The following is a 22,293-nucleotide window of genomic DNA, read 5'->3' as shown; positions in this document are numbered from 1 at the left end:
AATTGCTTTTTTGAATGCTTCTTTTAGCAGTAAAAAATTCAGTTAAAAAATCTTATATATGTGGCATAATTCAGCAGATCATGGAATTCAAAAAGATATTAATCGGGATTGATGACAGCTATCAGTCAGAAAAAGCTGCTGCTTACGGATTTGCATTGGCTAAACTTTTAAATGCAGAAGTAGGCTTGGTTGAAGTTGTAGAACCAATGATTGTTCCACCAGTAACAACGGGCATTGTAGGCGGAGAAATTGACATGTTAACCAACATGCCGCCGGTAGATATTATGAATGCACAGGATGCAGCAGCCAAAAACGTAATGCAGCGTTATGTAGCGCAATACGGCGAAGGGCATAATATTTCGCAGTTTTTAGAAACCGGCGATGCAGCAACGGTATTAGTAGATACAGCGGCAAAATTTAAAGCAGATTTAATTGTAGTTGGCTCTCACGGCCGAACTGGTTTTAATCGTTTTTTTACCGGAAGTGTAGCTGAAGATGTTACACGTCATACAGAAATTCCGGTGATGATTGTTCCGTTAAAGGACAAATAATTATACGATAAAAGAAGCATTGTCATCCTGAACTCGTTTCAGGATCTCTCAAGTATTTAAACCTGTCTGATGGGATGCCGAAACGAGTTCGGCATGACAAAAAAGCCTAACTAATACAACAACCTGAACTTAATTGTATGCTCAATCTGCTTCAGCTCGGTTAAAACCTGCTGGCCGTAACCTGCATTTACATCTGTAATTACGTAACCAATTTGTGCGTTAGTTACCAAAAATTCGCCAACAATATTAATGTGATGGCGGGCAAAAACATCATTAATTTTTGCCAGGATACCAGGAACGTTTTTATGAATATGGATTAGCCGATGTGCATTATTAATGCGCGGCGGCTGCAAATCAGGAAAATTAGCGCTGGTATGCGTTTTCCCTTCGTTCATAAAATCCATTACCCGTTTGGGGATAAAATCTGTATTGCGCGGATTGTGTTTAACATCGTCAAAAATAATAATGCCTTTTTCGCAGGCAAACTCTGCCATTTTGCGGTTTGCTTTGCCGAAACAACCAATCACTTTTAATCGGCCAGCTTCTTCCAACTGCTTTTCTGTTGGCTGCGTATCTTCATCACAAAATAAAATCCCGGCTTCCTCTAAATATTTTCGTTCTATTTTTGAGCGGATGCGGATGTTGTAACCTTCTTTTGCTAACTGAATTACGGCTTCATCGGCAACCTCGCCTGCAACTAAACATTTAATGCGGTTTTTAGGATAAGAAATTGCACGCGCAAACTTGTTAATGTATAAAAATTCATCAAAACTTGGCGTAACATAATCTGCTTTTTCGATGATGGTTTTGCGTTCAATGTTTTCTGTAAAGGCAAAAAACTTTTTGATCAACCCAAATTCTTTTAACTGAAAATCTGAATGCCCGTCGCCAATACCAAACAAATCTCCCTGTAAATTCAGTTCGCGCAGCAGTTTTACTTTGCCGCCTTCCTGCGAAAGCGGATTGCTGCGGTCGTAACCAACAATATTTCCCTGTTCATCAAACTCAAAAGTATTGGCATAAATATTTTCGGTTTTAATATGATATTTGGTAACTACAGGCGTAATAAATTCTTTAAACCCACCAGAAACGATCAATACTTCGTCCTGATGTTCTTTAAAAAAATTACGGTTGCGGGAAAACGAAGCAGAAACTTTTTTGCGCAAATGCTTCACCAATAAATCTAAATGACTTTTATTAGCCTGCAACAATTTAACACGGCCAGCCAAACTTTCTGAGAAAGATAAGCGGCCTTCCATTGCCGCATTTGTTAAATCTTCAATTTGTTTATAAACTTCTTCCCTTCGGGGATCATCTTTTAAAGAGATTCGGGCGAGTTCGTCAAGCGCTTCAACTTGTGTAAACGTGCTGTCGAAATCGATGATGAAATATTGGCTCATATTTAAAAGTAAAGAAGGCGCAAAGGTGCAGTTTTTTTAGGTAAGAGCGATAAGGTTTGAGGAATGAGTAATTAGCTATCAGCATTAATGGTATTAGCAATGAACCATTAACTATCCATGCTTCTTTTATGCCCTATTTTTTAGTGTTCACTTAAAATAGGCGTAGGTTTTTTATTTTCATCTACAGCAACAAAAGTAAATTCGCCATGGATAGCCCGGTAGCGTTCTTCTTCATACATCTGTTCCACAAAAATTTCCACTTTTACTTTCATACTGGTCCGGCCAACGTGCATTACACGCCCAACCAATTCGATAATTGTTCCCGCGGGAATTGGTACCGTAAAATTGATCTTGTCAGAAGAAACCGTAACCAACCGTTTTCTGCTAAAACGGGTAGCCGTCATAAAAGCGACTTCGTCCATCAAGGCCATGGCCGTACCGCCAAAAAGCGTATCGTAATGGTTGGTGGTGTTTGGAAAAACCGTTTTAAAAACCCGCGTTACACTATTTTCAATGCGTTCATCAATGGTCATTTGCAAAAATAGCCTTAATTATGGAAGGAAATGTTTTTCAGTTGGATTTAAGGACTGCGCAAATTTCCGCTATCGATTGCTTTACCGGTTTAAACTCAAAGCCCAATGCTTCTTTTACCTTGCAATTATCGTAATCCTGTATGCGGCTGGCAGATTGTGCGGTAACTTTATCGACTCCGATTTTTTTACCGGTAAAAAAAGTACCTAAAGCTGAAGCGCGCCAGGCTAAACCTAACATCCAGGGTTTAGCTTTTAGGGAAGGTGGTTTTAGGTTGAAGTGATCGGCAATTTCATCAAAAAGCGTTTTGTAGTTCCAGTTTTCGGCATTGATAATGAAGCGTTCATTGCTGATCTTGCTTTCCATCAGTAGGATCATGGTTTTGGCCACGTCTTCCACATCCACCAAACCGCAACTGCCGGAAGTATAAAATTTTAAGCCTTTTCTTACGGTTTCAAAAATTTGACCGGTGCCTTCTTTACCGGCATTTTTACCAATAATTAATGACGGGTTAACAATTGCGGCATTCAAGCCTTCGGCCATGCCGCGCCAAACCTCCATTTCGCTTTCGTATTTAGACATCGCGTAAGCGTTATCTTTTGGCGATTCTTCCAGGTGATGTTTCTCGTTGATGAGTTCGCCGGGTTTTCCTTCGCCAACGGCAGCAATGGAACTTACATGCAGTAAACGGATGCCTTTTTCAACACATAAATTAACCAGGTTTGCCGTGCCTTCTACATTGTTTTTAATCAGCTTTTTTTTAAGGGAAGGATCAAAAGAAACCAGCGCTGCACAATGGTAAACTTCGGTAATGCCTTCTAATGCTTCGTTTAGGGCATCAATTTCGAGTAAATCTGCTTCAACCCAAACGATTTGTTTTTGAAAAGGAAGCAAAATTTTCGGAACAACCGAAGTGGAACGTTTGGTGCATCGAATGCTGTTTTTACCGGATAAAAATAGTTGCCGGCATAATTCGGAACCTAAAAAACCTGTTGCACCTGTTACCAAAATCATAAAAAGTGGAATATTATTACGCCAAACATAAACAATTAGCACAGCGATAAGATGGGCGTTAAATTGAATTAGTGTTATTTTTAAACCGATAGTTTTTTATTGTTTAGGCGACAATATAATTTTAGCGCACGCAGCAACCAAACAACGTGGCTAAATAATTGGTTTTCTGTTTGATAATTTTGAAACAATGAAAACGGTCTTAAAATCAGTAGCGTTATCGATATTCGTTTTTGCAGCAACGGTAGCGGTAAATGCACAAATTATTGTTCGTAAAAAACCAGTTACGCCGCAGGCAGTTGCTGTTCGTCCGCCAGCACCTTCGTCAAAACATGCTTGGGTAAGCGACGAATGGAAGCGCGATCCGAAAGGTTACGTTTGGGAAGGTGGGCACTGGGAAACGCCGCCCAGAGATAAAGCTTTTTATGTTAAAGGGCATTGGCGCCATGTGCCAAAAGGCTATATATGGGTGCAAGGCCACTGGAAATAATTTGATGCTGTTTTTACCGCATAAAAGTTGGCCGCTCAGCAATAAATAAGAGCTATCCGGGCATTGCTATTTTGCTTGAAGGTGTTTAGGGTTGATTTTTTTACGCCCATTGACTGAAAACGAGTTTTTTAAGAAAAAGTATTAAACATGCTGATCCCTAAAATACAACTTTTTATTTTGGCAAATATAGCTTGGGCCAGCCTGGGCTTAAATTATCAGCCTAAGCCAAACCCTCAGCCTAAACTTAAAGGAAGCTTCACCATAAAACGTAAGCAGCAATTGGTTTGGTTAATTCTTCCTAAAATAGATTCTGCTAAAATGGATTGTATAGGCGGCTGTGCGGTTGTCCTGAAATTTGCCGACCCTAAAATTCCAACTATAAAAGTAAAAGGCGCTATTGGCGGCACACTGTATAATTTAGGCGACTTGAACAACGATGGGAAAGATGAGGTTGGCGTTTTGCATGAATGGTTTAACGGTTGCTGGAATGCCTTTGATGTTTATACTTTTAAACACGGTTTTTGGGAGATGGCCGTTCAGCCAATTAGCACACATTGCAACCAGTGGGAAGCCAATTTAAAACCAATTGTAAAAGACCCTGCCAAAAAAGGCTTTGTTAAAATTACGTACAGTGCTTTTGAAAATAATGATATTGTTTTCAAAACTAAATCTGTTGCGGTTAAATAGCTCAATAAACAGCATGATCTGCAGTTAAATAAACTCACCGGTACTTCTTTTACCAGCATAAAATTGAATACTTTATAAGAAATAACAGATATTTGACCAGAATTAAGCTGCTTAAATGTCTTTAATTGATTTTTTTACGCCTGTTGATGCCGCACGTTTGCTGACCGAAAATGATGCAATAAAAGGCCGGCTGGGCACTTGTATTGCTGTTTTTACCGATCATTTTCCTGACCTGGAAAACCAGAAACCGGATTTGGCCATCATTGGTGTGCAGGAGGACCGCAATGCCGATGGAAATAGTGGTTGTGCATTAGGGCCGGATTATGTACGCGAAAAGCTGTACCAGTTGTACGAGGGCGGTTACAAAACACATATTGTAGATTTAGGAAATATCCGCCGCGGAGAAAGTGTAACGGATACTTACATCGCCCTAAAAACTGTTGTTGCAGAATTAATTAAAATGGATATTCTGCCAATTATTATCGGCGGCAGCCAGGATTTAACTTATGCTCAATATTTGGCTTATGAAGTGCTGGAACAAAAAGTTGATCTGGTAATTGTTGATGCACATTTGGATATGGAAGATGATACTTTTCCAGATAGTATTGAAACGACTTCATCCGCTTACCTCAACAAAATATTTATGCACGAACCGGATATGCTGTTCAATTACAGCAATCTCGGGTATCAAACGTATTTTGTAAACCAGGAACGGTTGCTGATGATGGACAAGCTGTTTTTTGATGCCCATCGTTTAGGTTCTTTAACCGGGAAAATACAATTAGCAGAACCAATAATCCGCAATGCCAGCATGATTAGTTTTGATATTGGCGCTATCCGTTCATCCGATGCACAAGCTAATTTTAACGCTGTTCCAAATGGTTTTTATGGAGAAGATGCCTGCCAGATTTGCCGTTATGCCGGTTTTAATGATAAATTAAGTTCGATTGGTTTTTATGAATTTAACCCGGCTTATGATAGCAACGGACAAACAGCGGCATTGCTATCGCAAATGATCTGGTATTTTATTGATGGCTTTTACAACCGGAAAAAAGATTTCCCCTTGCATCCTAAATCACAATATTTGATCTATAAAACGAGTTTAAAGCATAAAGAGCACGAATTGGTTTTTGTAAAAAGTAAAAAGTCTGAGCGTTGGTGGATGCAAATTCCGTATCCAACAGCAGGATCTAAAAATGAACGCTTTCATTGGGTACCTTGTCATTACGATGATTACTTGCTGGCTGTATCAGGCGAAATGCCAGATTTATGGTGGCGCACTTATCAAAAACTGATTTAATGATTTATAAAATAAGTGAGATGCTTCTTTTATCACCTAAAAATAGATGGATGATTTTAGTTTGAAAATGGTTAAGTCAGAGAGTTTGGATGCTTGTTTTAAGTTTGTTTTTACTTTCCGGCTTCCGGCCTTTTCGTCTTTTAAACTTTATAACAGTGCTTCTTTTATCAACATAAAATATAACATGAAGAAAATTTTGTTTTTAATGCTGGCTTCTTTGCCTTTGCTGGCTAATGCACAAACAGGAAATTACGATGTAAAAGGTAAGGTAGGAAAGCTGGAACCGCCTGCAAAAGCTTATTTACTGCGCCGCGTAAACGGACAAAATTCGGTTGATTCTGTTGCCTTAATTGATGGTATTTTTGAATTTAAAGGCAGTTTAGCCGAACCAACGCAGGCATTATTACTGCTTGACCATTCTGGGATTGGGATTAACAATTTAGGACCTGGCGCGGATGTATTAACCATGTATCTGGAAAACGGCAGCATTTTGATTAATGGAACAGATTCTGTAAAAAAAGCTAAAATTACCGGTTCTAAATTAAATGAAGATAATGCAAAGCTGGCAGCCGCTATAAAACCGGTAATGGACAAAGCCGTAATTTTGAACAACGAATACCAAAAGGCCACAGAAGCAGACCGCCCGAAACTGGCCGATAAGTTTAAAGAATTGCAGGCCGAGCAAAAAAGCATCCTGAAAAAGTATATCCAGCAAAACCCGTCATCCTTTGTTAGTATGGATGCTTTACGTTCTTTTGGCGGGCCTTCGCCTGATTATAATGAAGTAATCCCTTTATTTAGCAGCCTGTCGCCAGCCGTACAAACCAGCGAAAACGGCAAAAACTATAAAGTAGTGCTGGATCAGTTAAAATCCACGTCTATAGGTTCTGTTGCGCCCAATTTTACACAAAACGACCCTTCCGGCAAACCTGTTTCTTTGTCTTCTTTTAAAGGAAAATATGTGTTGATTGATTTCTGGGCTTCCTGGTGTGGACCTTGTCGGCAGGAAAACCCGAATGTGGTAAAGGTTTACAATCAGTATAAAAACAAAAATTTTACGGTTTTAGGCGTTTCTTTAGATCGTCCAAACGGAAAAGATGCCTGGTTACAAGCTATTAAAGCTGATGGCTTAACTTGGAACCATGTTTCTGACCTTAAATTTTGGGACAATGAAGTAGCAGCTTTATACGGCGTGCATTCTATTCCGGGAAATTTTTTGGTTGATCCAAGCGGAAAAATTATTGCTAAAGATTTGCGGGGCGATGACCTGGAGCAAACGCTGGCAAAATTGCTGAAGTAAGAAAAACAGCTGATAAAAGAAGCATCAGGTTTAATAACCTGATGCTTCTTTTATCAGCTTAAATTTGGGTTTTCAGTAGAAGCACTTTTGCCGATAACATATTTTCAATCTTTCAAAAAATCTTCTCTTCGAGGATTAAAAGCATCCAGCAAAATACCTTCCTCCAAACAAACCACGCCGTGCATACTTACCGGAGGAACGTAAAAGCTATCACCGGCATTTAAAATTTCTGTTTTTCCGTCGATAGTAACTTCAAACTTTCCACTTAATAAACAAGTGGTTTGTGTGTGAATATGTTGATGAGCTGTTCCAATTGCGCCAGTTTCAAAGGCTACTTTTACCAGCATTAAATCTTCATTGTAAGCCAGAATTTTTCTTTTAACACCCGGATCGGTATGGTCCCAGCTTTGCCCGTCATCTCTTATAAAAATATCGCTGTGGTTCTTCATGCTTCTTTTATCAGGTAAAAATGATTAAATCAGGTCGAAGCCAATATCTTTTCTAAAAACCCGTCCGTCCCAGTAAATTCTTGCAGCATCTAAAGTGGCTTGTTGCAAGGCATCAAATAAAGTATCTTGTAAACTGGTTACCGCTAAAACCCGTCCGCCGGAAGTTTTAACTTCTTCGTTTTCCAGTTTGGTTCCCGCATGAAAAACAAAAGAACCGCGAACATTTTCAATACCGGTAATCACTTTATCTTTAACATATTCTCCGGGATAACCGGCAGCAACGCAAACTACAGTAGCCGCAAACTGATCAGAAATTTTAAGGTTGATTTCATCCAGTTTTTCATCTGCAACGGCTTGTAAAACTTCTACCAGATCATTTTCAATCCGGGGCAAAACACTTTCTGTTTCCGGATCGCCCATGCGGCAGTTGTATTCGATGACATAAGGTTCGCCGCCACAATTCATCAGGCCAATAAAAATGAAACCTTTATAAGGAATGTTTTCTCGCTTTAAACCTTCTATAGTTGGAATAACAATTCTTTCTTCAACTTTAGCCATAAAAGCAGCATCAGCAAACGGGACGGGCGAAACAGAACCCATGCCGCCGGTATTTAAACCGGTATCGCCTTCGCCAATGCGTTTGTAATCTTTGGCCTCCGGTAAAATTTTATAGTTTTTTCCGTCCGTCAATACAAAAACAGAAAGTTCAATGCCTTGCAAAAATTGCTCGACTACAACTTTAGAACTTGCTGCGCCAAACTTCGCATCGCGTAACATTGATGTAAATTCTTCTTGTGCTTCATCCCAACTGGTACAAATTAAAACGCCTTTTCCGGCCGCTAAGCCATCCGCTTTTAACACAATTGGCAATCCGTGTGTTGCTAAATAGGCGCGGCCTTCTTCTAAAGTTTCTAAAGTAAACGTTTTGGAAGCAGCGGTTGGAATGCTGTTTTTAAACATAAATTCTTTGGAAAAATCTTTGCTTCCTTCTAATTGTGCGGCTGCTTTTTGCGGGCCGATAACAGGAATATGTTTCAGGAATTCATCTTCCAGAAAAAAATCATGAATACCTTTTACCAGAGGTTCTTCCGGTCCAACCAAAACTAAATCAATACTGTTTTTAAGCACCAAATTTTTGATCCCTTCAAAGTCTGTTACGTTGAGGTTAACGTTTTGCCCATAAATTCCGGTCCCGGCATTGCCTGGCGCAATAAATAAAGACTCACATTTTGGACTTTGGGATAACTTCCAGGCAAAAGCACTTTCTCTTCCGCCTGAACCAAGAAGCAGGATATTCATGTGCCAAAGATAGAATTTGCTGTTAGAAATTATGCCATTTTGTTGCTGCTACAATTTATACTTTGGATGAACAACACTTTGCGGAACAGTAAAATCTTCATGAATTTTATCGACAATTGCATCAAAAAAATCCATGATTCTGGGATAAGTGTTAGTAGGTGCAATAAGTACAACAACTTTCAATGAATAATTCTTAAAGTTTTGCTGAGAAGATAAGTTATTATCAATCGTAATTAAAGCAGTAAAATTATGCTCAAGTATTAGCTTCAGCAATTCACCGTTTTGCTTTCCCGGCCACTGCATATCTTTAATGGTTTTTACATCAAAACCACGATCAATAAAGCGGTATTTTAACTTAACGGGAAGGTTTTCATCCAATAATAGTTTCATCCAAAACGCTTTCAGGTAGTTCAAAATGTTTTGCGCCCCATGCAATTACCCGTTGTGCCTGCTCAAAACTCACACTTGAAAAATCTTCCCAAAAAATCATGAATAGAAATTCCTTCCTGCAAATGCCAAAATAAGCTTTGAACAGGTACACGCGTTCCTTTAAACACTGGTTTTCCAAACTGGATATTGGGGTCAACGCTAATAAAATCTGATAGCTTTTCCATAATCACAAATATAACAATATGCTTCTTAACGATTCGTTTTTACACTTTTGATTGAAAGTAAAGGCTGTTTAAATGCTGTTCGGGATGTTTGATATGCTTCTTTTATCACCTAAAAATCTTTAAGGCTTTTTGTACGAAAGCAAGGACAAACACCCATTTTTATGCGGTAAAAGAAGCATCAGGATCAATCCGTACGGCGCTAATCAGTATGGCGCCAGAAAGGTAGCCACCCAGGCGCGCAGGGCTGAATGCCGCCCGGAGGCGATCCGGCATTCTTGATTTTTGGTTCTTTTGATCAAGCAAAAGAACGCACAAGAAAAAAGCAATTGTTCTTTTTCCTTAAGAAGCTGTTTAAACTTGGTTCCCTTTATTTTATTGGCGATGCTTCTTTTATCACCTAAAAATTGGCAACGCCATTGCCTTTTGTACGGCAGCAACGGATAAACTTCCATTTTGATGCGATAAAAGAAGCATCAGGATTTTCCTGGGATAAATGTTAAACAGGGCCTGCAATAATAAGTAACAAAAGAAGTATTTTCTGTTTTCTCTAAAGCTATTCTATAGTAAATACGGTTTTTCAATCGAAATCCGTATTTTTACCTGCCATTATGGCTTCGGTTACCGTTGGCGTAATTGTTGCAAACGGAGTATTTTATCTTAGAGATTACAACATGTTGGGATTTATCAGTAAACTTTTCGGAAATAAATCGGAGAGAGACGTTAAAGGTGTACAACCTTTAGTAGAAAAAATAAAAGCAGAATTTTCAAAGCTGGATCAGATCAGTAATGATGAGCTGCGTGCAAAAACGCTTGATTTTAAAGCGCGTATTAAAGCTGGTTTAGAAAAAACAGATGCACAAATACAAGCTGCAAAAGATGAGGTAGAGAATGACCAAACCTTAGAAGTTAACCGCAAAGTAGAACTTTACACGGAAATTGATAAGCTGGAAAAAGACCGCAATACAGAGCTGGAAGCTATCCTGATGGAGATTTTGCCTGAAGCTTTTGCGGTAGTTAAAGAAACGGCAAAGCGTTTAGCCAATAACAAGACGTTAGAAGTTACCGCTACGGACTTTGACCGTGAACTGGCTGCTTATAAAAAGAATGTGCTGATTTCTGGCAATAAAGCGATCCACCATAATACCTGGATTGCTGCCGGAAACGAAGTTACCTGGAATATGGTACATTATGATGTTCAGTTGATTGGCGGTATCGTTTTGCATCAGGGAAAAATTGCAGAAATGGCAACGGGTGAAGGTAAAACCTTAGTTGCTACTTTGCCTGCTTACTTAAATGCTTTGGCCGGACAAGGTGTACATATTGTTACCGTAAATGATTATTTGGCCCGTCGGGATAGCGAATGGATGGGGCCATTGTACGAGTTTCATGGTTTATCGGTTGATTGTATTGACAGGCACGAACCAAATTCAGAAGAACGCAGGAATGCTTATTTAGCAGATATTACTTTCGGTACCAATAACGAGTTTGGTTTTGATTACCTGCGTGACAATATGACACGCAGTCCGGAAGAATTAGTACAACGCAAATTGCATTACGCAATGGTGGATGAGGTTGATTCAGTTTTAATTGACGATGCCCGTACGCCTTTGATCATTTCCGGTCCGGTTCCGCGTGGTGATGAGCATGAGTTTTATGATTTGAAACCGCGTATCGAACGTTTGGTAAATGCACAGAAAAGTTATATCACCACAAAATTAAACGAAGCAAAAAAGCAAATTGCAGAGAATAAATCAGGTGTCGATGAAGGGGGTTTAGCTTTATTGCGCGCGCATCGTGGTTTACCAAAAAATAAAGCATTGATTAAGTTTTTGAGTGAGAGTGGCATCAAACAAGTACTCAACAAAACTGAAAACTATTACATGCAGGACCAGAACAAGGAAATGCCTAAAGTTGATGCCGAACTGTTTTTTGTAATCGATGAAAAAAACAACCAAGTAGAACTGACTGAAAAAGGTATTGAACTGATCACCACTTCCGGAGAAGACCCACATTTCTTTGTAATGCCAGACGTAGGAACAGAAGTTGCCGAGATTGAAAAATCAAGTTTATCTTCCGAAGAAAAAGTAGCTAAAAAAGACGAGCTGATGCGCGATTTTTCGATTAAATCAGAGCGTATCCACTCCGTTAACCAATTGTTAAAAGCTTATACTTTGTTTGAACGGGATACCGAATATATTCTGGATGACGGCAAAGTAAAAATTGTGGATGAACAAACCGGCCGTGTTTTGGATGGCCGCCGTTATTCTGATGGTTTGCACCAAGCAATCGAAGCTAAAGAAAATGTGAAAGTAGAAGATGCTTCACAAACTTTTGCTACGGTTACTTTGCAAAATTACTTCCGCATGTACCACAAACTTTGCGGCATGACGGGTACGGCCGTAACAGAAGCAGGTGAGTTCTGGGAAATTTACAAACTGGATGTAGTTGAAATTCCAACCAATACACCTGCAAGCCGCGAAGACCGCCAGGATTTGGTTTACCGTACCATCCGCGAAAAATATAATGCTGTTGCCGATGAAATTGTAGCTTTAACAAAAGCAGGCCGTCCGGTTCTGGTTGGTACAACTTCGGTAGAAATTTCAGAATTATTAAGCCGGATGCTGAAACTGCGAGGCATCAAACACAACGTTCTGAATGCGAAAATGCACCAGAAAGAAGCAGATATTGTAGCCGAAGCCGGTAAAGCAAGCACGGTAACCATTGCTACCAATATGGCTGGCCGTGGTACAGATATTAAATTAGGCGAAGGCGTAAAAGAAGTTGGCGGTTTGGCTATTGTGGGTACAGAACGGCATGAATCCCGTCGGGTTGACCGTCAGTTACGTGGCCGTTCTGGTCGTCAGGGCGATCCGGGTTCTTCCCAGTTCTTCGTTTCGTTAGAAGATGACCTGATGCGGTTGTTTGGGTCCGAACGTATTTCGGGTTTGATGGTTCGGATGGGAATTGAAGATGGAGAAGTGATCCAGCATTCCATGATCACTAAATCTATCGAACGTGCACAGAAAAAAGTGGAAGAAAACAACTTTGGCATCCGTAAGCGTTTGCTGGAATATGATGACGTGATGAACTCGCAGCGTACTGTAATTTACACGCGCCGTAAAAACGCTTTGTTTGGCGAACGTTTAGACGTTGATTTAAACAATACCATTTTTGATGTTGCAGAAGATGTAGTTACCGAATTTAAAGACGCAAACAACTTTGAAGGTTTTCAGTTAGAAATGATTCGTTTGTTTTCTGTAGATACTGCTATTACGCATGATGAATTTGCATCTAAAACAAACCAGGTTCTGGTAGAAACAGCTTTCCATGAAATTACGGATTACTACAAACGGAAATCAGAAGCAATTGCAAAACAGGCATATCCGGTTTTAAAAGATGTTTTTGATACCCGCGGCAACATGATCGAAAATATCATTGTTCCGTTTACTGATGGTGTTCATGGCATCCAGGTTGCTGTTCCTTTGCAAAAAGCGGTAGAAAACGAAGGCCACGAAGTGGTTAAATCTTTCGAGAAAAACGTAGTGCTTACTTTTATTGATGATGCCTGGAAAGAGCATCTGCGTGAAATGGACGAGCTGAAGCAATCTGTACAAAATGCAGTTTACGAGCAAAAAGACCCATTATTGGTTTACAAGTTCGAGGCTTTTGAGTTGTTCCGCCAGATGCTATCCAACGTAAATAAAGAGATTGTTAGTTTCTTATTTAAAGGAGGCATTCCGGTACAACAGCAGCCGGAAGAAATCCGCGAAGCAAGGCCGGAACCTAAAATGGATTTACGCCAGATGCGTACCACTAAACCGCAATTAGTACACGAAACGAATGGTGTGCCAGATGAAGATACGCGTGAATTACAAAAACCAACGCCGGTAAAAGTAGAGCCAAAGATTGGCCGTAATGATCCTTGCCCTTGCGGAAGCGGCAAAAAATATAAAAACTGCCATGGTATTGGAACTGCCTAAACAAGTGTCAGTCAAAATAACATGAGTATCTATCAAGATTTAGTTAATAAAAGAAGCATCCGGACAGGTTTACCAGCCCGGATGCTTCTTTTAGCAGTGTTTTTTTTAACAGGTATTTCTTTTTCGTTTGCACAAACCCGTGGTGAAGTTGAAGTAATTAAAGACCCGAGGATTGATACCTTAATTGCACATCGTTTATTAACGGATAAATCTGCCTCAGGAAAAATAGGAAGCGGTTCCGGATGGGGTTATCGCGTTCAGTTTTTTATCAGCTCAGACCGTAAGGAAATTTACGCTAAACAAGCCGAGTTTAACCAAATGCATCCTGATTTAAGGACTTACATTATTTACCAGGAACCAAATTATAAGATCAAGGCAGGAGATTTCCGGACAAGGCTGGAAGCACAAAAACTAATGCGCGATTTACGTCCGCAGTTCCCAACATTGTTTCTTGTTTCAGAGAAAATCAATCCCTCAAAACTGGATACCACCGATGATAAAAACTAAAATACAGGAGCTTGCAAAAAACATCCATCAGGAAGTAATTGCAAACCGAAGATATCTCCACGAAAATCCTGAACTTTCTTTTCACGAAGAAAATACACGTGCATTTGTTGCTTCTAAATTGGATAAACTTGGAATTTCTTATGAAAGAATGGCGGGAAACGGCTTAGTAGCTTTGTTAAAAGGTGATAAGCCTTCTGAGCAGGTAGTTGCTTTACGCGGAGATATGGACGCATTGCCCATTACCGAAGCGAATAATGTTCCGTACAAATCAAAAAATCCGGGAGTAATGCACGCTTGCGGCCATGATGTTCATACTTCATCGTTATTAGGAACGGTTAATATTCTAAATCAGTTAAAAGCAGAATTTGGCGGAACGGTAAAGTTTATTTTTCAGCCGGCAGAAGAAAAACTTCCCGGCGGAGCAAGCCTAATGATTAAAGAAGGCGTTCTGGAAAACCCGAAACCGCAAGCCGTGATCGGGCAGCATGTAATGCCTTTGATAAATGCCGGAAAAGTAGGTTTTCGTGCCGGGAAATACATGGCTTCTACGGATGAAATTTATGTAACCGTAAAAGGAAAAGGCGGCCACGGCGCTCAGCCGCAACAGAATATTGATCCGGTAATTATCACTGCACATATTTTAACGGCATTACAACAGGTTGTTAGCCGTTTTGCTGATCCAAAATCACCTTCTGTTTTGTCTTTTGGAAAAGTAATTGCAAACGGGGCAACAAACGTTATTCCCAATGAAGTTTATCTGGAAGGAACGTTCCGCACGATGGATGAAAACTGGCGTGCAGAAGCGCATATCCGGATGAAAAAAATGGCGGAAGGCATGGCCGAAAGTATGGGCGGAAGCTGCGATTTTGAGATTAGAAAAGGTTATCCTTTTTTAATCAATGAAGAAAAACTAACAGCCAGCGTTCGTGGTTTTGCAGAAGATTACCTGGGAAAAGAAAACGTGGAAGACCTGGATATCTGGATGGCTGCCGAAGATTTTGCTTATTATTCGCAAGTTGCCGATGCTTGTTTTTATCGTTTAGGAACAAGGAACGAAGAACGTGGTATTACTTCTTCCGTGCATACGCCAACTTTTGATATTGATGAAAGTGCGTTAGAATTGAGTACGGGTTTAATGGCTTATTTAGCCGTAAAGCAATTGGGCAATTAAACCGATGCTTCTTTTACAAGTATAAAATTGTTGTGATTGTTAATTAAAAGTGAAGGGAGAAATCTTCTTTGATCTTTACAAGTTAATCTTTCTTGATGAAGATTTCTCCCTGGGGCCGAAATGGCAAAAGTTGTTTCACTGGATAAAAATACTTGATATGTTTGTGATTTTCCATCCGTCGCTGCATTCATTCATCGTCACATAATTATAACGTGAAAATGTTGGATATTTCATTTTTACTTTTATCAAAACATAGCTGTTAAAAGATTCTACAATATTCCAACTTGTTGTGCAATTTTGCTTTATGCCGCTCATGCTTTCCATGTGATCAACAAGCTGTTTTTTGTTAAAACTCCACATGTCATCGCCACGAATTATACTAAACTTTGCATTATCGGCAATAATATCTGTAAGGCCATCGCAAATGCCGCGGGTATCCGCATCAATAAATGCAGTGATGGAAAACTTCACAGAATACATGGCATGAGGATGAGGTTTGCCTGCTTTAACATTTGTTAATAAAAAAAGCAAGCTTAAAGTAAGTGAGAAAATTTTAATGGTTTTCATGATAATTGGATTTTAAATAAATTGATAATTGGATTGTTATTCTTATCAAATTTATTCCAACTTGTAAAGGTGGGAAACCGTTAAAAAGCTTGTTTTAGAAACGTGTTATTACGGTAAATAAAAAGGTAAGTATTGCGGCGTTTTGTATAAAAGAAAGTGCCGTCCATCTTTTTAAAAGCAGATGTTTTCTGGCTTTTATTCAAATAAAAAGTTGATAAAAATAGGTTGTAAATAGCATACCGTGTTTTTACGTGATCAGTAAACGGGCAAGCCTTCTTAAAAAGTTCAAAAAGCGTACCGACAGCATGACGTCGATGTAAAGTTTTACATGGTCCAAAACATATAAAATGTTCATCAGATTATCGATATCGGAAGACAAAAAATGATTATTTAACAGGGTAAAAAATTAGGGTGGTTTAATGACGATGCCTGATGATGTTTGCCATTGAGGCAGTTTTGTCAAAGCTGTTCTGGCTATTTAAAACAGTAAGCAAAGCACGGTCAAGCATTTTCCGGACGTGTTTCCTGGAATAGTTTAAAACTTTCCTGTCATAATCTTCCTGGTAGATCAACTGTAGATTGGCGTTATAAAATTTAACCACTTGTTTTTTCGGAGATCTAACATTGTTTTCTACAACCCAACATCCTTTAATTGGGTTATTAACTTTTGTTTGTTGTTGTGCGTGTACAACTGTTCCTGCACTTAACAGGACGATAAATAATATTTTTTTCATAATTACACTGTTAATCCTTGTGGATTATGAGTGTAAATTTCTACAATCAAGAGAGCTGTTTTAATCGTAATAAAACTGTAATTGTACAGGTGTTTTTACGCAATTTTTATATCCGTTTTTGCGTACGGTACTGGTTAAAGTTGCCTTTGCATTTCAATTTATATCCGTTTTGATAATTCCGCTGGTTTTGCTGCTGTGTTTTAATCCTTTACTTTTGCCGTAATAATTAAGTTATGAAAAAAGCCGCCGCGCTGTTCCTGCTACTGGTTTCGTTCTCCTGCGCTTTTTCTCAAGAGATTAAAAGATTTAACCCGGATACCGTAAAAACAATTGTAGTAGATACAGCAGTTGCAACCGTTCGTGCGAGAGGCGGCTTGTATGTACAGGATTTTATTGACCAGATCCTGCGCGATACCAGCTTTTATGAAGCTTTCCGCAACATGAAAAAATATGCTTTTACCGCAGAAAACAGGGTTTATACTTATAACAAAAACGATAAGGTAGAAGGTAAGATTTACCGGAAACTAAGCCATAGCAATGTATCCGGAAAGCACAAGATTCAATATTTAGCCAGGCTTGACAGTGGACAGGTTTACAAGCATAACGGAAAATATGAATTATATACCGTAGAAATGTTCGATTACATTTTTATGAATGCGTACAATTCTGATTTTGTAAAAGGCGGAGGTTCGCCTAATGCCGGCGGGAAAAATGAATCGTACAAAGACAAATTAAAAACTTTGATTTTTAGTCCGGGACGGCCAATCAGCGGTATTCCTTTTATCAGCAAAAAAACAGAGATTTTTTCTCCGGATATGAAGAACTTGTATCGTTATGAATTTGCCAGGGGAACTTATCTGGATTCAATTCCGGTTTATCGTTTTAAGGTTATCCAGCGTCCTGATTTACTTGATGGGCAAAAAGACGACGTGATGATCAAAGAATTAACCACAATTTTTGACCGGCGTAATTTTCAGATTTTAGGAAGATATGTGGATATGAAATTTAAAAACTTTGTAATGGATTTTAATGTACAAATGGATATCGAACTAAACCGTTTTGATGGCGAACTATTGCCAACAAAAATAAGCTATCAGGGAAACTGGGATGTTCCTTTTCACAAAGAAGAACGCGCCAGCTTTTTAGTATTGCATAAAGATTATCAGGAAGAAAAGTAAAAAATTAGCGCAACTGTTTTTCCATCAGCCAATCTTGCTGCAAATCATTTCCAAGTTTAAAATCCACAATTCCTGTTTTTGTAAATCCCCATTGCAGATAAAAATCAATTGCTTTCTGGTTCTTTTCCCAAACGCCCAGCCATAATTTTTCAGTCTTATTTTGCAAAGCCCAATCAATTGCATACTGCATTAACATTGCACCAATTTTTTGGTTATGATAAGCTTTTGCAACATACAGTCTTGAAATTTCTGCTGATTTTATACCGGTAAAAGAAGCATCGGCAGTATCAACAATGAATTTGATACCGCCAATAGGCATACTGTTTTTACTGGCATAAAAACAGTATGTGTGCGGGTTAGTTAATTCCTCCTCGATTTTATTTATGTTGAAAGCCTCGGCAAGATAATTTTCCATATCCTTCGGATCGTTGAACTCCGCAAAAGTTTCAGAAAACAGATCAGCACTAAACTTTGCGAATTGTGCCGCTTCTTCTGGTTGTACTTTTTGGATGGTGATTTCTGGGTTCATTTTTATTTTTTCTGCCTTTAACCTTTCAACCCTTTACCTTTCGCCTTCCTTAAAACTCCGCATTTTTTGGAAAACGAGGGAAAGGAATTACATCACGAATATTTCCCATACCAGTAACAAATTGAACCAATCGTTCAAAACCTAAACCAAAACCGGCGTGCGGACAAGTACCAAACCTGCGTGTATCCAAATACCAATCTAATTCTTCTTTTGGAATGCCCATTTCGTCCATGCGCTGCTCCAGTTTATCCAAACGTTCTTCACGTTGCGAGCCGCCAACCATTTCGCCAATTCCCGGGAATAAAATATCCATTGCACGTACTGTTTTTCTTCCTTCAGCATCCGGCTCGTTCTGGCGCATGTAAAAAGCTTTAATTTCTGCCGGGTAATCGGTTAAGATCACCGGTTTTTTAAAGTGTTTTTCAACCAGGTAACGTTCGTGCTCTGATTGTAAATCTGCGCCCCAGCTTTCAATCAAATAATTAAATTTCTTCTTTTTATTTTGGGAAGAGTTTTTCAAAATATCAATCGCTTCCGTATAAGTTAAGCGCTCAAAATCGTTGTCTAAACAAAATTTCAGCTTTTCCAGCAAAGTCATTTCCGAGCGTTCCTGCTGCGGTTTCTGCTTTTCTTCTTCGGCCAAACGCTGTGCTAAAAATTCCAGGTCTTCTGCATTTTTTTCCAATGCTTCTTTTATCACGTATTTTAACAACTCTTCTGCCAGGTTTGCATTATCTTCCAGATCATAAAAAGCCATTTCCGGTTCGATCATCCAGAACTCGGCTAAATGTCTTGTCGTATTAGAATTTTCAGCACGAAAAGTTGGCCCGAAAGTATAAATATCGCTTAAAGCCATAGCGCCCAGTTCGCCTTCCAGCTGGCCGGAAACGGTTAAATTTGTTGCTTTTCCGAAGAAATCTTCTTTGTAATCAACTTCTCCTTCAGCAGTTTTGGGGATATTATTTAGATCGAAATTAGTTACGTGGAAAGTTTCGCCTGCACCTTCCGCATCCGAAGCAGTGATAATGGGTGTGTTGAGGTAAACAAATCCGCGTTCCTGAAAAAACTGGTGAACGGCAAAAGCCAGCGTATTCCTTACCCTAAAAACAGCGCCAAAAGTATTGGTACGGAAACGCAAATGTGCAATTTCCCGCAGAAATTCCAGACTGTGTTTTTTGGGTTGAAGCGGAAATTTCTCCGGATCAGAATCGCCCAGGATTTCTATCGATGCTGCTTTTACCTCTACTTTTTGTCCTTTTCCCAGCGAAGCAACTACTTGTCCGGTTACGCTGATTGCTGCGCCGGTTGTCAAACGTTTTAAAAGTGCCGGGTCGGTATTTTCAAAATCAACAACAATTTGCAGGTTATTATTGGTTGAGCCATCATTTAAAGCAATAAACTGATTGTTGCGGAAAGTACGCACCCAGCCTTTTACTGTAGTTTCAAATCCGGTTTGCCCGCTTTGCAAAAGCGCCTTGATTTTTGTTCGTTGGCTCATCTTAAAATACTTTTTTTGAGCGGCGAAAATACGATTAATTCAAACAGAATAATTTAGAATTTGATAACGAGGTTTTGAAAAACCCTAAAAACAGGTGATAAAAGAAGCATCAATAGTTTAAGGTGTAAAACGGCTTCTGCGGAATGTCGTATCAAACCAAAACCTTATTTTTGTTTTTGATGATCAAGAAAGCCACGATAGATAAAATTTTTGAAGCAACAGATATTGCCGAAGTAATCGGCGAGTTTGTACAGTTGAAAAAACGTGGTGCCAATTATGTTGGTCTTTCACCTTTTGCCAATGAGAAAACGCCTTCCTTCACCGTTTCTCCCGTAAAAGGTATTTTCAAGGATTTTTCTACAGGTCTTGGCGGTTCTGCGGTTACTTTTTTGATGGAGCACGAGAAATTCACGTATCCTGAAGCGCTGAAATGGCTCGCCAAAAAGTACAATATCGAGGTAGAAGAAGACCAGCAAACGCCCGAAAACAAAGAAGAAGACAACCGCCGCGAAAGCCTGATGGTAGTTTCTGCTTTTGCGGCCAAATTTTTTCAGGAGAGTTTGTTGGAAACGGCCGAAGGCCAGAACATCGGTTTAAGTTATTTTAAAGAGCGGGGATTTCGGGAAGATATTATCCGCAAGTTTGAATTAGGTTACTCTCCGGATAATTGGGATGCGTTTAGTACGGCGGCCATCAAGCAGAATTATCAGCAGGAATTTTTATTGGAAAGCGGTTTATCGGTAAAACGTGATAACGGAACTTTGTACGACCGTTACCGCGGCCGCGTAATGTTCCCGATCCACAGCTTTACCGGCCGTGTAGTTGGTTTTGGTGGAAGGACTTTGAAGAACGACAAAAGTGTTCCAAAATATGTCAACTCGCCGGAATCAGAAATCTACCATAAATCCAGCATCCTTTATGGTTTATACTTCGCTAAAAAAGCCATTCGCGAAACCGATAATTGTTATTTGGTAGAAGGTTATGCCGATGTGATTTCTGTGTACCAGGCGGGAATTGAAAACGTGGTAGCATCTTCCGGAACGTCGTTAACGGTTGAGCAAATCCGCTTGATTGGCCGTTCCACCAAAAACATTACCATTTTGTATGATGGCGATGCGGCCGGTATCAAAGCTGCATTACGCGGTTTGGATTTGATTTTGGAAGAAGGTTTGAACGTAAAAGTAGTTACTTTTCCGGATGGGCATGATCCGGATTCTTTTGTACGGAAAGTTGGAACGGCTGCTTTTAAAACCTATATCGATCAGCATCAAAAAGATTTTATCCTCTATAAAACAAGCACACTGCTGAAAGATGCCGGAAATGATCCGATCAAAAAAGCAGAGGTAATCCGGGAAATCGTAGAAAGCATCGCAAAAATTCCGGATTCGATCAAAGCTTCTGTTTTTGTAAAGGAATGCAGTTTGCTGCTGCAAATGGATGAGCGTTCGCTGCTGACCGAGCTGAACAAAATGCGGCTGGCAAAATCAAAAAAGCAGGACCAGCCAGCTTACAAACCGGTTTCAGAAACGTCGGTTACCGAAAATATACCGGTAAAAACAGTATCCGCAGAAGACACGCAGGAAAAAGAAATTGTGCGATTGCTGATTACTTATGGCAATAAAATGATCGATTGGGATGGCATTGCCAATACTTACATCGGTCCGTTTATGATTGCCGAATTAAGCGATGTGGAATTTGAGAACCCGGAAAGCAAGAATGTGGTTGAACTTTACCGGCAGGAACTGGAAAATGGCCGCTTGCCAGACGAGACCTTTTTTATCCATCATCCTGACCGTTCCGTTGCTGATCTGGCTGTTTCTATGGTTTCTACGCCTTATAGTTTGAGCGAAAACTGGTACGAAATGCACAAAATCCTGGTGGCAGGCGAACAGGATAATATGAAGGCTACTATTCTGGGGGCCATTTTTCATCTTAAAAAGAGAAAAGTTGACCAGATTTTGGAAGGTATCCGCCGGGAACTTCAAAAAACAACCGAAGAAGCAGATGTAGATATTTTGCTGAACCAGTATCAGCACATGAAAAAAGTAGAGAAAAACATTTCCGACTTTTTAGGTTCTGTTATTTTAAAATAATGGCAGAACACAATAACTTAGGTCGAAAAGGCGAGGAGCTGGCCAAACAATATCTGGAAAGTGCGGGTTATGAAATTTTGGATCAGAACTGGCGTTTCGGCAAGGCAGAAGTTGATTTGATTGCTTATCAGCATAAAACCATCATTTTTGTAGAAGTAAAAACGCGGACAGGCAACGCTTTTGGTGAACCAGAAGATTTTGTAGATACCGAAAAACAAGCGTTATTAGTAAGTGCAGCCGATGAATTTATAGAACTGATGGATTTTAACGGAGAAGCACGTTTTGATATTATTGCCATCTTGTTTGATAAGCAAGGTAATTACCGTTTAAACCATATTCAGAATGCTTTCTGGCCTGACCCTTATTGATTGATTAAATTACCAGGAGTATTTAAATTTGCTGTA

At 39.5% G+C, this 22,293-nt stretch carries 22 protein-coding genes; 11 read left to right on the top strand and 11 right to left on the bottom strand.

The genetic code is table 11. The features are described 5' to 3' along the window. The first annotated feature begins 80 nt into the window (after positions 1–80). A complete protein-coding gene (locus GO621_RS06535) occupies positions 81–551 on the top strand; it encodes a universal stress protein (RefSeq protein ID WP_198170156.1) in 471 nt (156 codons plus the stop codon). Between the two features lie 110 nt (positions 552–661). Here GO621_RS06535 and GO621_RS06530 read toward each other — a convergent pair whose 3' ends face one another. The 3 genes from GO621_RS06530 to GO621_RS06520 all read right to left on the bottom strand — a co-directional run bounded on the left by GO621_RS06530 (position 662) and on the right by GO621_RS06520 (position 3,538). Next, positions 662–1,951 carry an HAD-IB family phosphatase gene (locus GO621_RS06530; RefSeq protein WP_157565328.1) on the bottom strand — a complete coding sequence of 430 codons (1,290 nt, stop codon included), beginning with the start codon at positions 1,949–1,951 and terminating at the stop codon, positions 662–664. Between the two features lie 140 nt (positions 1,952–2,091). Then, on the bottom strand, positions 2,092–2,484 hold the full coding sequence (locus GO621_RS06525) for an acyl-CoA thioesterase (RefSeq protein ID WP_157565326.1): 393 nt from the start codon (positions 2,482–2,484) through the stop codon (positions 2,092–2,094). Between the two features lie 37 nt (positions 2,485–2,521). After that, a complete protein-coding gene (locus GO621_RS06520) occupies positions 2,522–3,538 on the bottom strand; it encodes an NAD-dependent epimerase/dehydratase family protein (RefSeq protein WP_317163398.1) in 1,017 nt (338 codons plus the stop codon). A 145-nt stretch (positions 3,539–3,683) separates the two neighbouring features. Between GO621_RS06520 and GO621_RS06515 the strand changes: the two genes are divergently transcribed. The 4 genes from GO621_RS06515 to GO621_RS06500 all read left to right on the top strand — a co-directional run bounded on the left by GO621_RS06515 (position 3,684) and on the right by GO621_RS06500 (position 7,270). Continuing rightward, entirely contained in the window at positions 3,684–3,983 is a 300-nt protein-coding gene (locus tag GO621_RS06515; protein ID WP_157565674.1) for a YXWGXW repeat-containing protein, read from the top strand. Between the two features lie 147 nt (positions 3,984–4,130). Then, on the top strand, positions 4,131–4,670 hold the full coding sequence (locus GO621_RS06510) for a hypothetical protein (RefSeq protein ID WP_157565325.1): 540 nt from the start codon (positions 4,131–4,133) through the stop codon (positions 4,668–4,670). A 115-nt stretch (positions 4,671–4,785) separates the two neighbouring features. Beyond that, entirely contained in the window at positions 4,786–5,970 is a 1,185-nt protein-coding gene (locus tag GO621_RS06505; protein WP_157565323.1) for a formimidoylglutamase, read from the top strand. A gap of 184 nt (positions 5,971–6,154) precedes the next feature. After that, positions 6,155–7,270: a TlpA disulfide reductase family protein gene (locus GO621_RS06500; protein ID WP_157565321.1), complete on the top strand. Its 1,116-nt coding sequence runs from the start codon at positions 6,155–6,157 to the stop codon at positions 7,268–7,270. Positions 7,271–7,374: 104 nt separating this feature from the next. Here the strand turns inward: GO621_RS06500 and GO621_RS06495 are convergent, their stop codons facing one another. From GO621_RS06495 to GO621_RS19370, 4 genes are all read right to left on the bottom strand, one after another. Then, positions 7,375–7,719, bottom strand: a complete 345-nt coding sequence (locus GO621_RS06495) for a cupin domain-containing protein (protein WP_157565320.1) — start codon at positions 7,717–7,719, stop codon at positions 7,375–7,377. A gap of 24 nt (positions 7,720–7,743) precedes the next feature. After that, a complete protein-coding gene (purD, locus tag GO621_RS06490) occupies positions 7,744–9,018 on the bottom strand; it encodes a phosphoribosylamine--glycine ligase (RefSeq protein ID WP_157565318.1) in 1,275 nt (424 codons plus the stop codon). Positions 9,019–9,066: 48 nt separating this feature from the next. Further along, positions 9,067–9,408, bottom strand: a complete 342-nt coding sequence (locus GO621_RS06485) for a DUF5615 family PIN-like protein (protein WP_198170155.1) — start codon at positions 9,406–9,408, stop codon at positions 9,067–9,069. Between the two features lie 62 nt (positions 9,409–9,470). After that, a complete protein-coding gene (locus tag GO621_RS19370) occupies positions 9,471–9,632 on the bottom strand; it encodes a DUF433 domain-containing protein (RefSeq protein ID WP_157565316.1) in 162 nt (53 codons plus the stop codon). A gap of 671 nt (positions 9,633–10,303) precedes the next feature. Here GO621_RS19370 and secA point away from each other — a divergent pair. Genes secA through GO621_RS06465 form a run of 3 tightly spaced genes read left to right on the top strand, consistent with a single transcriptional unit; the run spans position 10,304 to position 15,290 of the window. Beyond that, positions 10,304–13,612: a preprotein translocase subunit SecA gene (gene secA / locus GO621_RS06475; RefSeq protein WP_157565672.1), complete on the top strand. Its 3,309-nt coding sequence runs from the start codon at positions 10,304–10,306 to the stop codon at positions 13,610–13,612. Positions 13,613–13,633: 21 nt separating this feature from the next. Beyond that, entirely contained in the window at positions 13,634–14,119 is a 486-nt protein-coding gene (locus GO621_RS06470) for an SPOR domain-containing protein (RefSeq protein WP_157565315.1), read from the top strand. After that, on the top strand, positions 14,106–15,290 hold the full coding sequence (locus GO621_RS06465; RefSeq protein WP_157565313.1) for a M20 metallopeptidase family protein: 1,185 nt from the start codon (positions 14,106–14,108) through the stop codon (positions 15,288–15,290). The genes GO621_RS06470 and GO621_RS06465 overlap by 14 nt, the downstream gene beginning before the upstream one ends. Before the next feature lie 135 nt (positions 15,291–15,425). On the opposite strand, the gene GO621_RS06460 is transcribed toward GO621_RS06465, so the two are convergent. Further along, a complete protein-coding gene (locus GO621_RS06460) occupies positions 15,426–15,857 on the bottom strand; it encodes a hypothetical protein (RefSeq protein WP_157565312.1) in 432 nt (143 codons plus the stop codon). A 416-nt stretch (positions 15,858–16,273) separates the two neighbouring features. Continuing rightward, a complete protein-coding gene (locus GO621_RS06455; RefSeq protein WP_157565310.1) occupies positions 16,274–16,591 on the bottom strand; it encodes a hypothetical protein in 318 nt (105 codons plus the stop codon). A gap of 233 nt (positions 16,592–16,824) precedes the next feature. Between GO621_RS06455 and GO621_RS06450 the strand changes: the two genes are divergently transcribed. Continuing rightward, the gene (locus tag GO621_RS06450; RefSeq protein ID WP_157565309.1) at positions 16,825–17,769 is read left to right on the top strand and encodes a hypothetical protein; all 945 of its coding nucleotides are present in this window, start codon (positions 16,825–16,827) and stop codon (positions 17,767–17,769) included. Between the two features lie 4 nt (positions 17,770–17,773). Here the strand turns inward: GO621_RS06450 and GO621_RS06445 are convergent, their stop codons facing one another. Both GO621_RS06445 and asnS read right to left on the bottom strand, forming a co-directional pair. Next, on the bottom strand, positions 17,774–18,298 hold the full coding sequence (locus tag GO621_RS06445; protein ID WP_157565307.1) for a GNAT family N-acetyltransferase: 525 nt from the start codon (positions 18,296–18,298) through the stop codon (positions 17,774–17,776). 49 nt (positions 18,299–18,347) lie between these two features. After that, on the bottom strand, positions 18,348–19,796 hold the full coding sequence (gene asnS, locus GO621_RS06440; protein WP_157565305.1) for an asparagine--tRNA ligase: 1,449 nt from the start codon (positions 19,794–19,796) through the stop codon (positions 18,348–18,350). Positions 19,797–19,975: 179 nt separating this feature from the next. On the opposite strand from asnS, the gene dnaG reads away from it, so the two are divergent. Further along, positions 19,976–21,889 carry a DNA primase gene (gene dnaG, locus GO621_RS06435; protein ID WP_157565304.1) on the top strand — a complete coding sequence of 638 codons (1,914 nt, stop codon included), beginning with the start codon at positions 19,976–19,978 and terminating at the stop codon, positions 21,887–21,889. Beyond that, the gene (locus GO621_RS06430; RefSeq protein ID WP_157565302.1) at positions 21,889–22,257 is read left to right on the top strand and encodes a YraN family protein; all 369 of its coding nucleotides are present in this window, start codon (positions 21,889–21,891) and stop codon (positions 22,255–22,257) included. The genes dnaG and GO621_RS06430 overlap by 1 nt, the downstream gene beginning before the upstream one ends. Positions 22,258–22,293: the final 36 nt, after the last annotated feature.

Source organism: Mucilaginibacter arboris (assembly GCF_009754915.1).
GTDB lineage: Bacteria > Bacteroidota > Bacteroidia > Sphingobacteriales > Sphingobacteriaceae > Mucilaginibacter_A > Mucilaginibacter_A arboris.
Note: the sequence above shows the minus strand (reverse complement) of the source record. Positions and strands in the feature narration are given on the sequence as shown.

Bases quoted from the DNA above. Each gene is read 5' to 3' on its own strand.
- GO621_RS06535 (WP_198170156.1), top strand. From the start codon at position 81: ATGGAATTCAAAAAGATATTAATCGGGATTGATGACAGCTATCAGTCA.
- GO621_RS06530 (WP_157565328.1), bottom strand. From the start codon at position 1,951: ATGAGCCAATATTTCATCATCGATTTCGACAGCACGTTTACACAAGTT.
- GO621_RS06525 (WP_157565326.1), bottom strand. From the start codon at position 2,484: ATGACCATTGATGAACGCATTGAAAATAGTGTAACGCGGGTTTTTAAA.
- GO621_RS06515 (WP_157565674.1), top strand. From the start codon at position 3,684: ATGAAAACGGTCTTAAAATCAGTAGCGTTATCGATATTCGTTTTTGCA.
- GO621_RS06510 (WP_157565325.1), top strand. From the start codon at position 4,131: ATGCTGATCCCTAAAATACAACTTTTTATTTTGGCAAATATAGCTTGG.
- GO621_RS06505 (WP_157565323.1), top strand. From the start codon at position 4,786: ATGTCTTTAATTGATTTTTTTACGCCTGTTGATGCCGCACGTTTGCTG.
- GO621_RS06500 (WP_157565321.1), top strand. From the start codon at position 6,155: ATGAAGAAAATTTTGTTTTTAATGCTGGCTTCTTTGCCTTTGCTGGCT.
- GO621_RS06495 (WP_157565320.1), bottom strand. From the start codon at position 7,719: ATGAAGAACCACAGCGATATTTTTATAAGAGATGACGGGCAAAGCTGG.
- purD (WP_157565318.1), bottom strand. From the start codon at position 9,018: ATGAATATCCTGCTTCTTGGTTCAGGCGGAAGAGAAAGTGCTTTTGCC.
- GO621_RS06485 (WP_198170155.1), bottom strand. From the start codon at position 9,408: ATGAAACTATTATTGGATGAAAACCTTCCCGTTAAGTTAAAATACCGC.
- GO621_RS19370 (WP_157565316.1), bottom strand. From the start codon at position 9,632: ATGGAAAAGCTATCAGATTTTATTAGCGTTGACCCCAATATCCAGTTT.
- secA (WP_157565672.1), top strand. From the start codon at position 10,304: ATGTTGGGATTTATCAGTAAACTTTTCGGAAATAAATCGGAGAGAGAC.
- GO621_RS06470 (WP_157565315.1), top strand. From the start codon at position 13,634: ATGAGTATCTATCAAGATTTAGTTAATAAAAGAAGCATCCGGACAGGT.
- GO621_RS06465 (WP_157565313.1), top strand. From the start codon at position 14,106: ATGATAAAAACTAAAATACAGGAGCTTGCAAAAAACATCCATCAGGAA.
- GO621_RS06460 (WP_157565312.1), bottom strand. From the start codon at position 15,857: ATGAAAACCATTAAAATTTTCTCACTTACTTTAAGCTTGCTTTTTTTA.
- GO621_RS06455 (WP_157565310.1), bottom strand. From the start codon at position 16,591: ATGAAAAAAATATTATTTATCGTCCTGTTAAGTGCAGGAACAGTTGTA.
- GO621_RS06450 (WP_157565309.1), top strand. From the start codon at position 16,825: ATGAAAAAAGCCGCCGCGCTGTTCCTGCTACTGGTTTCGTTCTCCTGC.
- GO621_RS06445 (WP_157565307.1), bottom strand. From the start codon at position 18,298: ATGAACCCAGAAATCACCATCCAAAAAGTACAACCAGAAGAAGCGGCA.
- asnS (WP_157565305.1), bottom strand. From the start codon at position 19,796: ATGAGCCAACGAACAAAAATCAAGGCGCTTTTGCAAAGCGGGCAAACC.
- dnaG (WP_157565304.1), top strand. From the start codon at position 19,976: ATGATCAAGAAAGCCACGATAGATAAAATTTTTGAAGCAACAGATATT.
- GO621_RS06430 (WP_157565302.1), top strand. From the start codon at position 21,889: ATGGCAGAACACAATAACTTAGGTCGAAAAGGCGAGGAGCTGGCCAAA.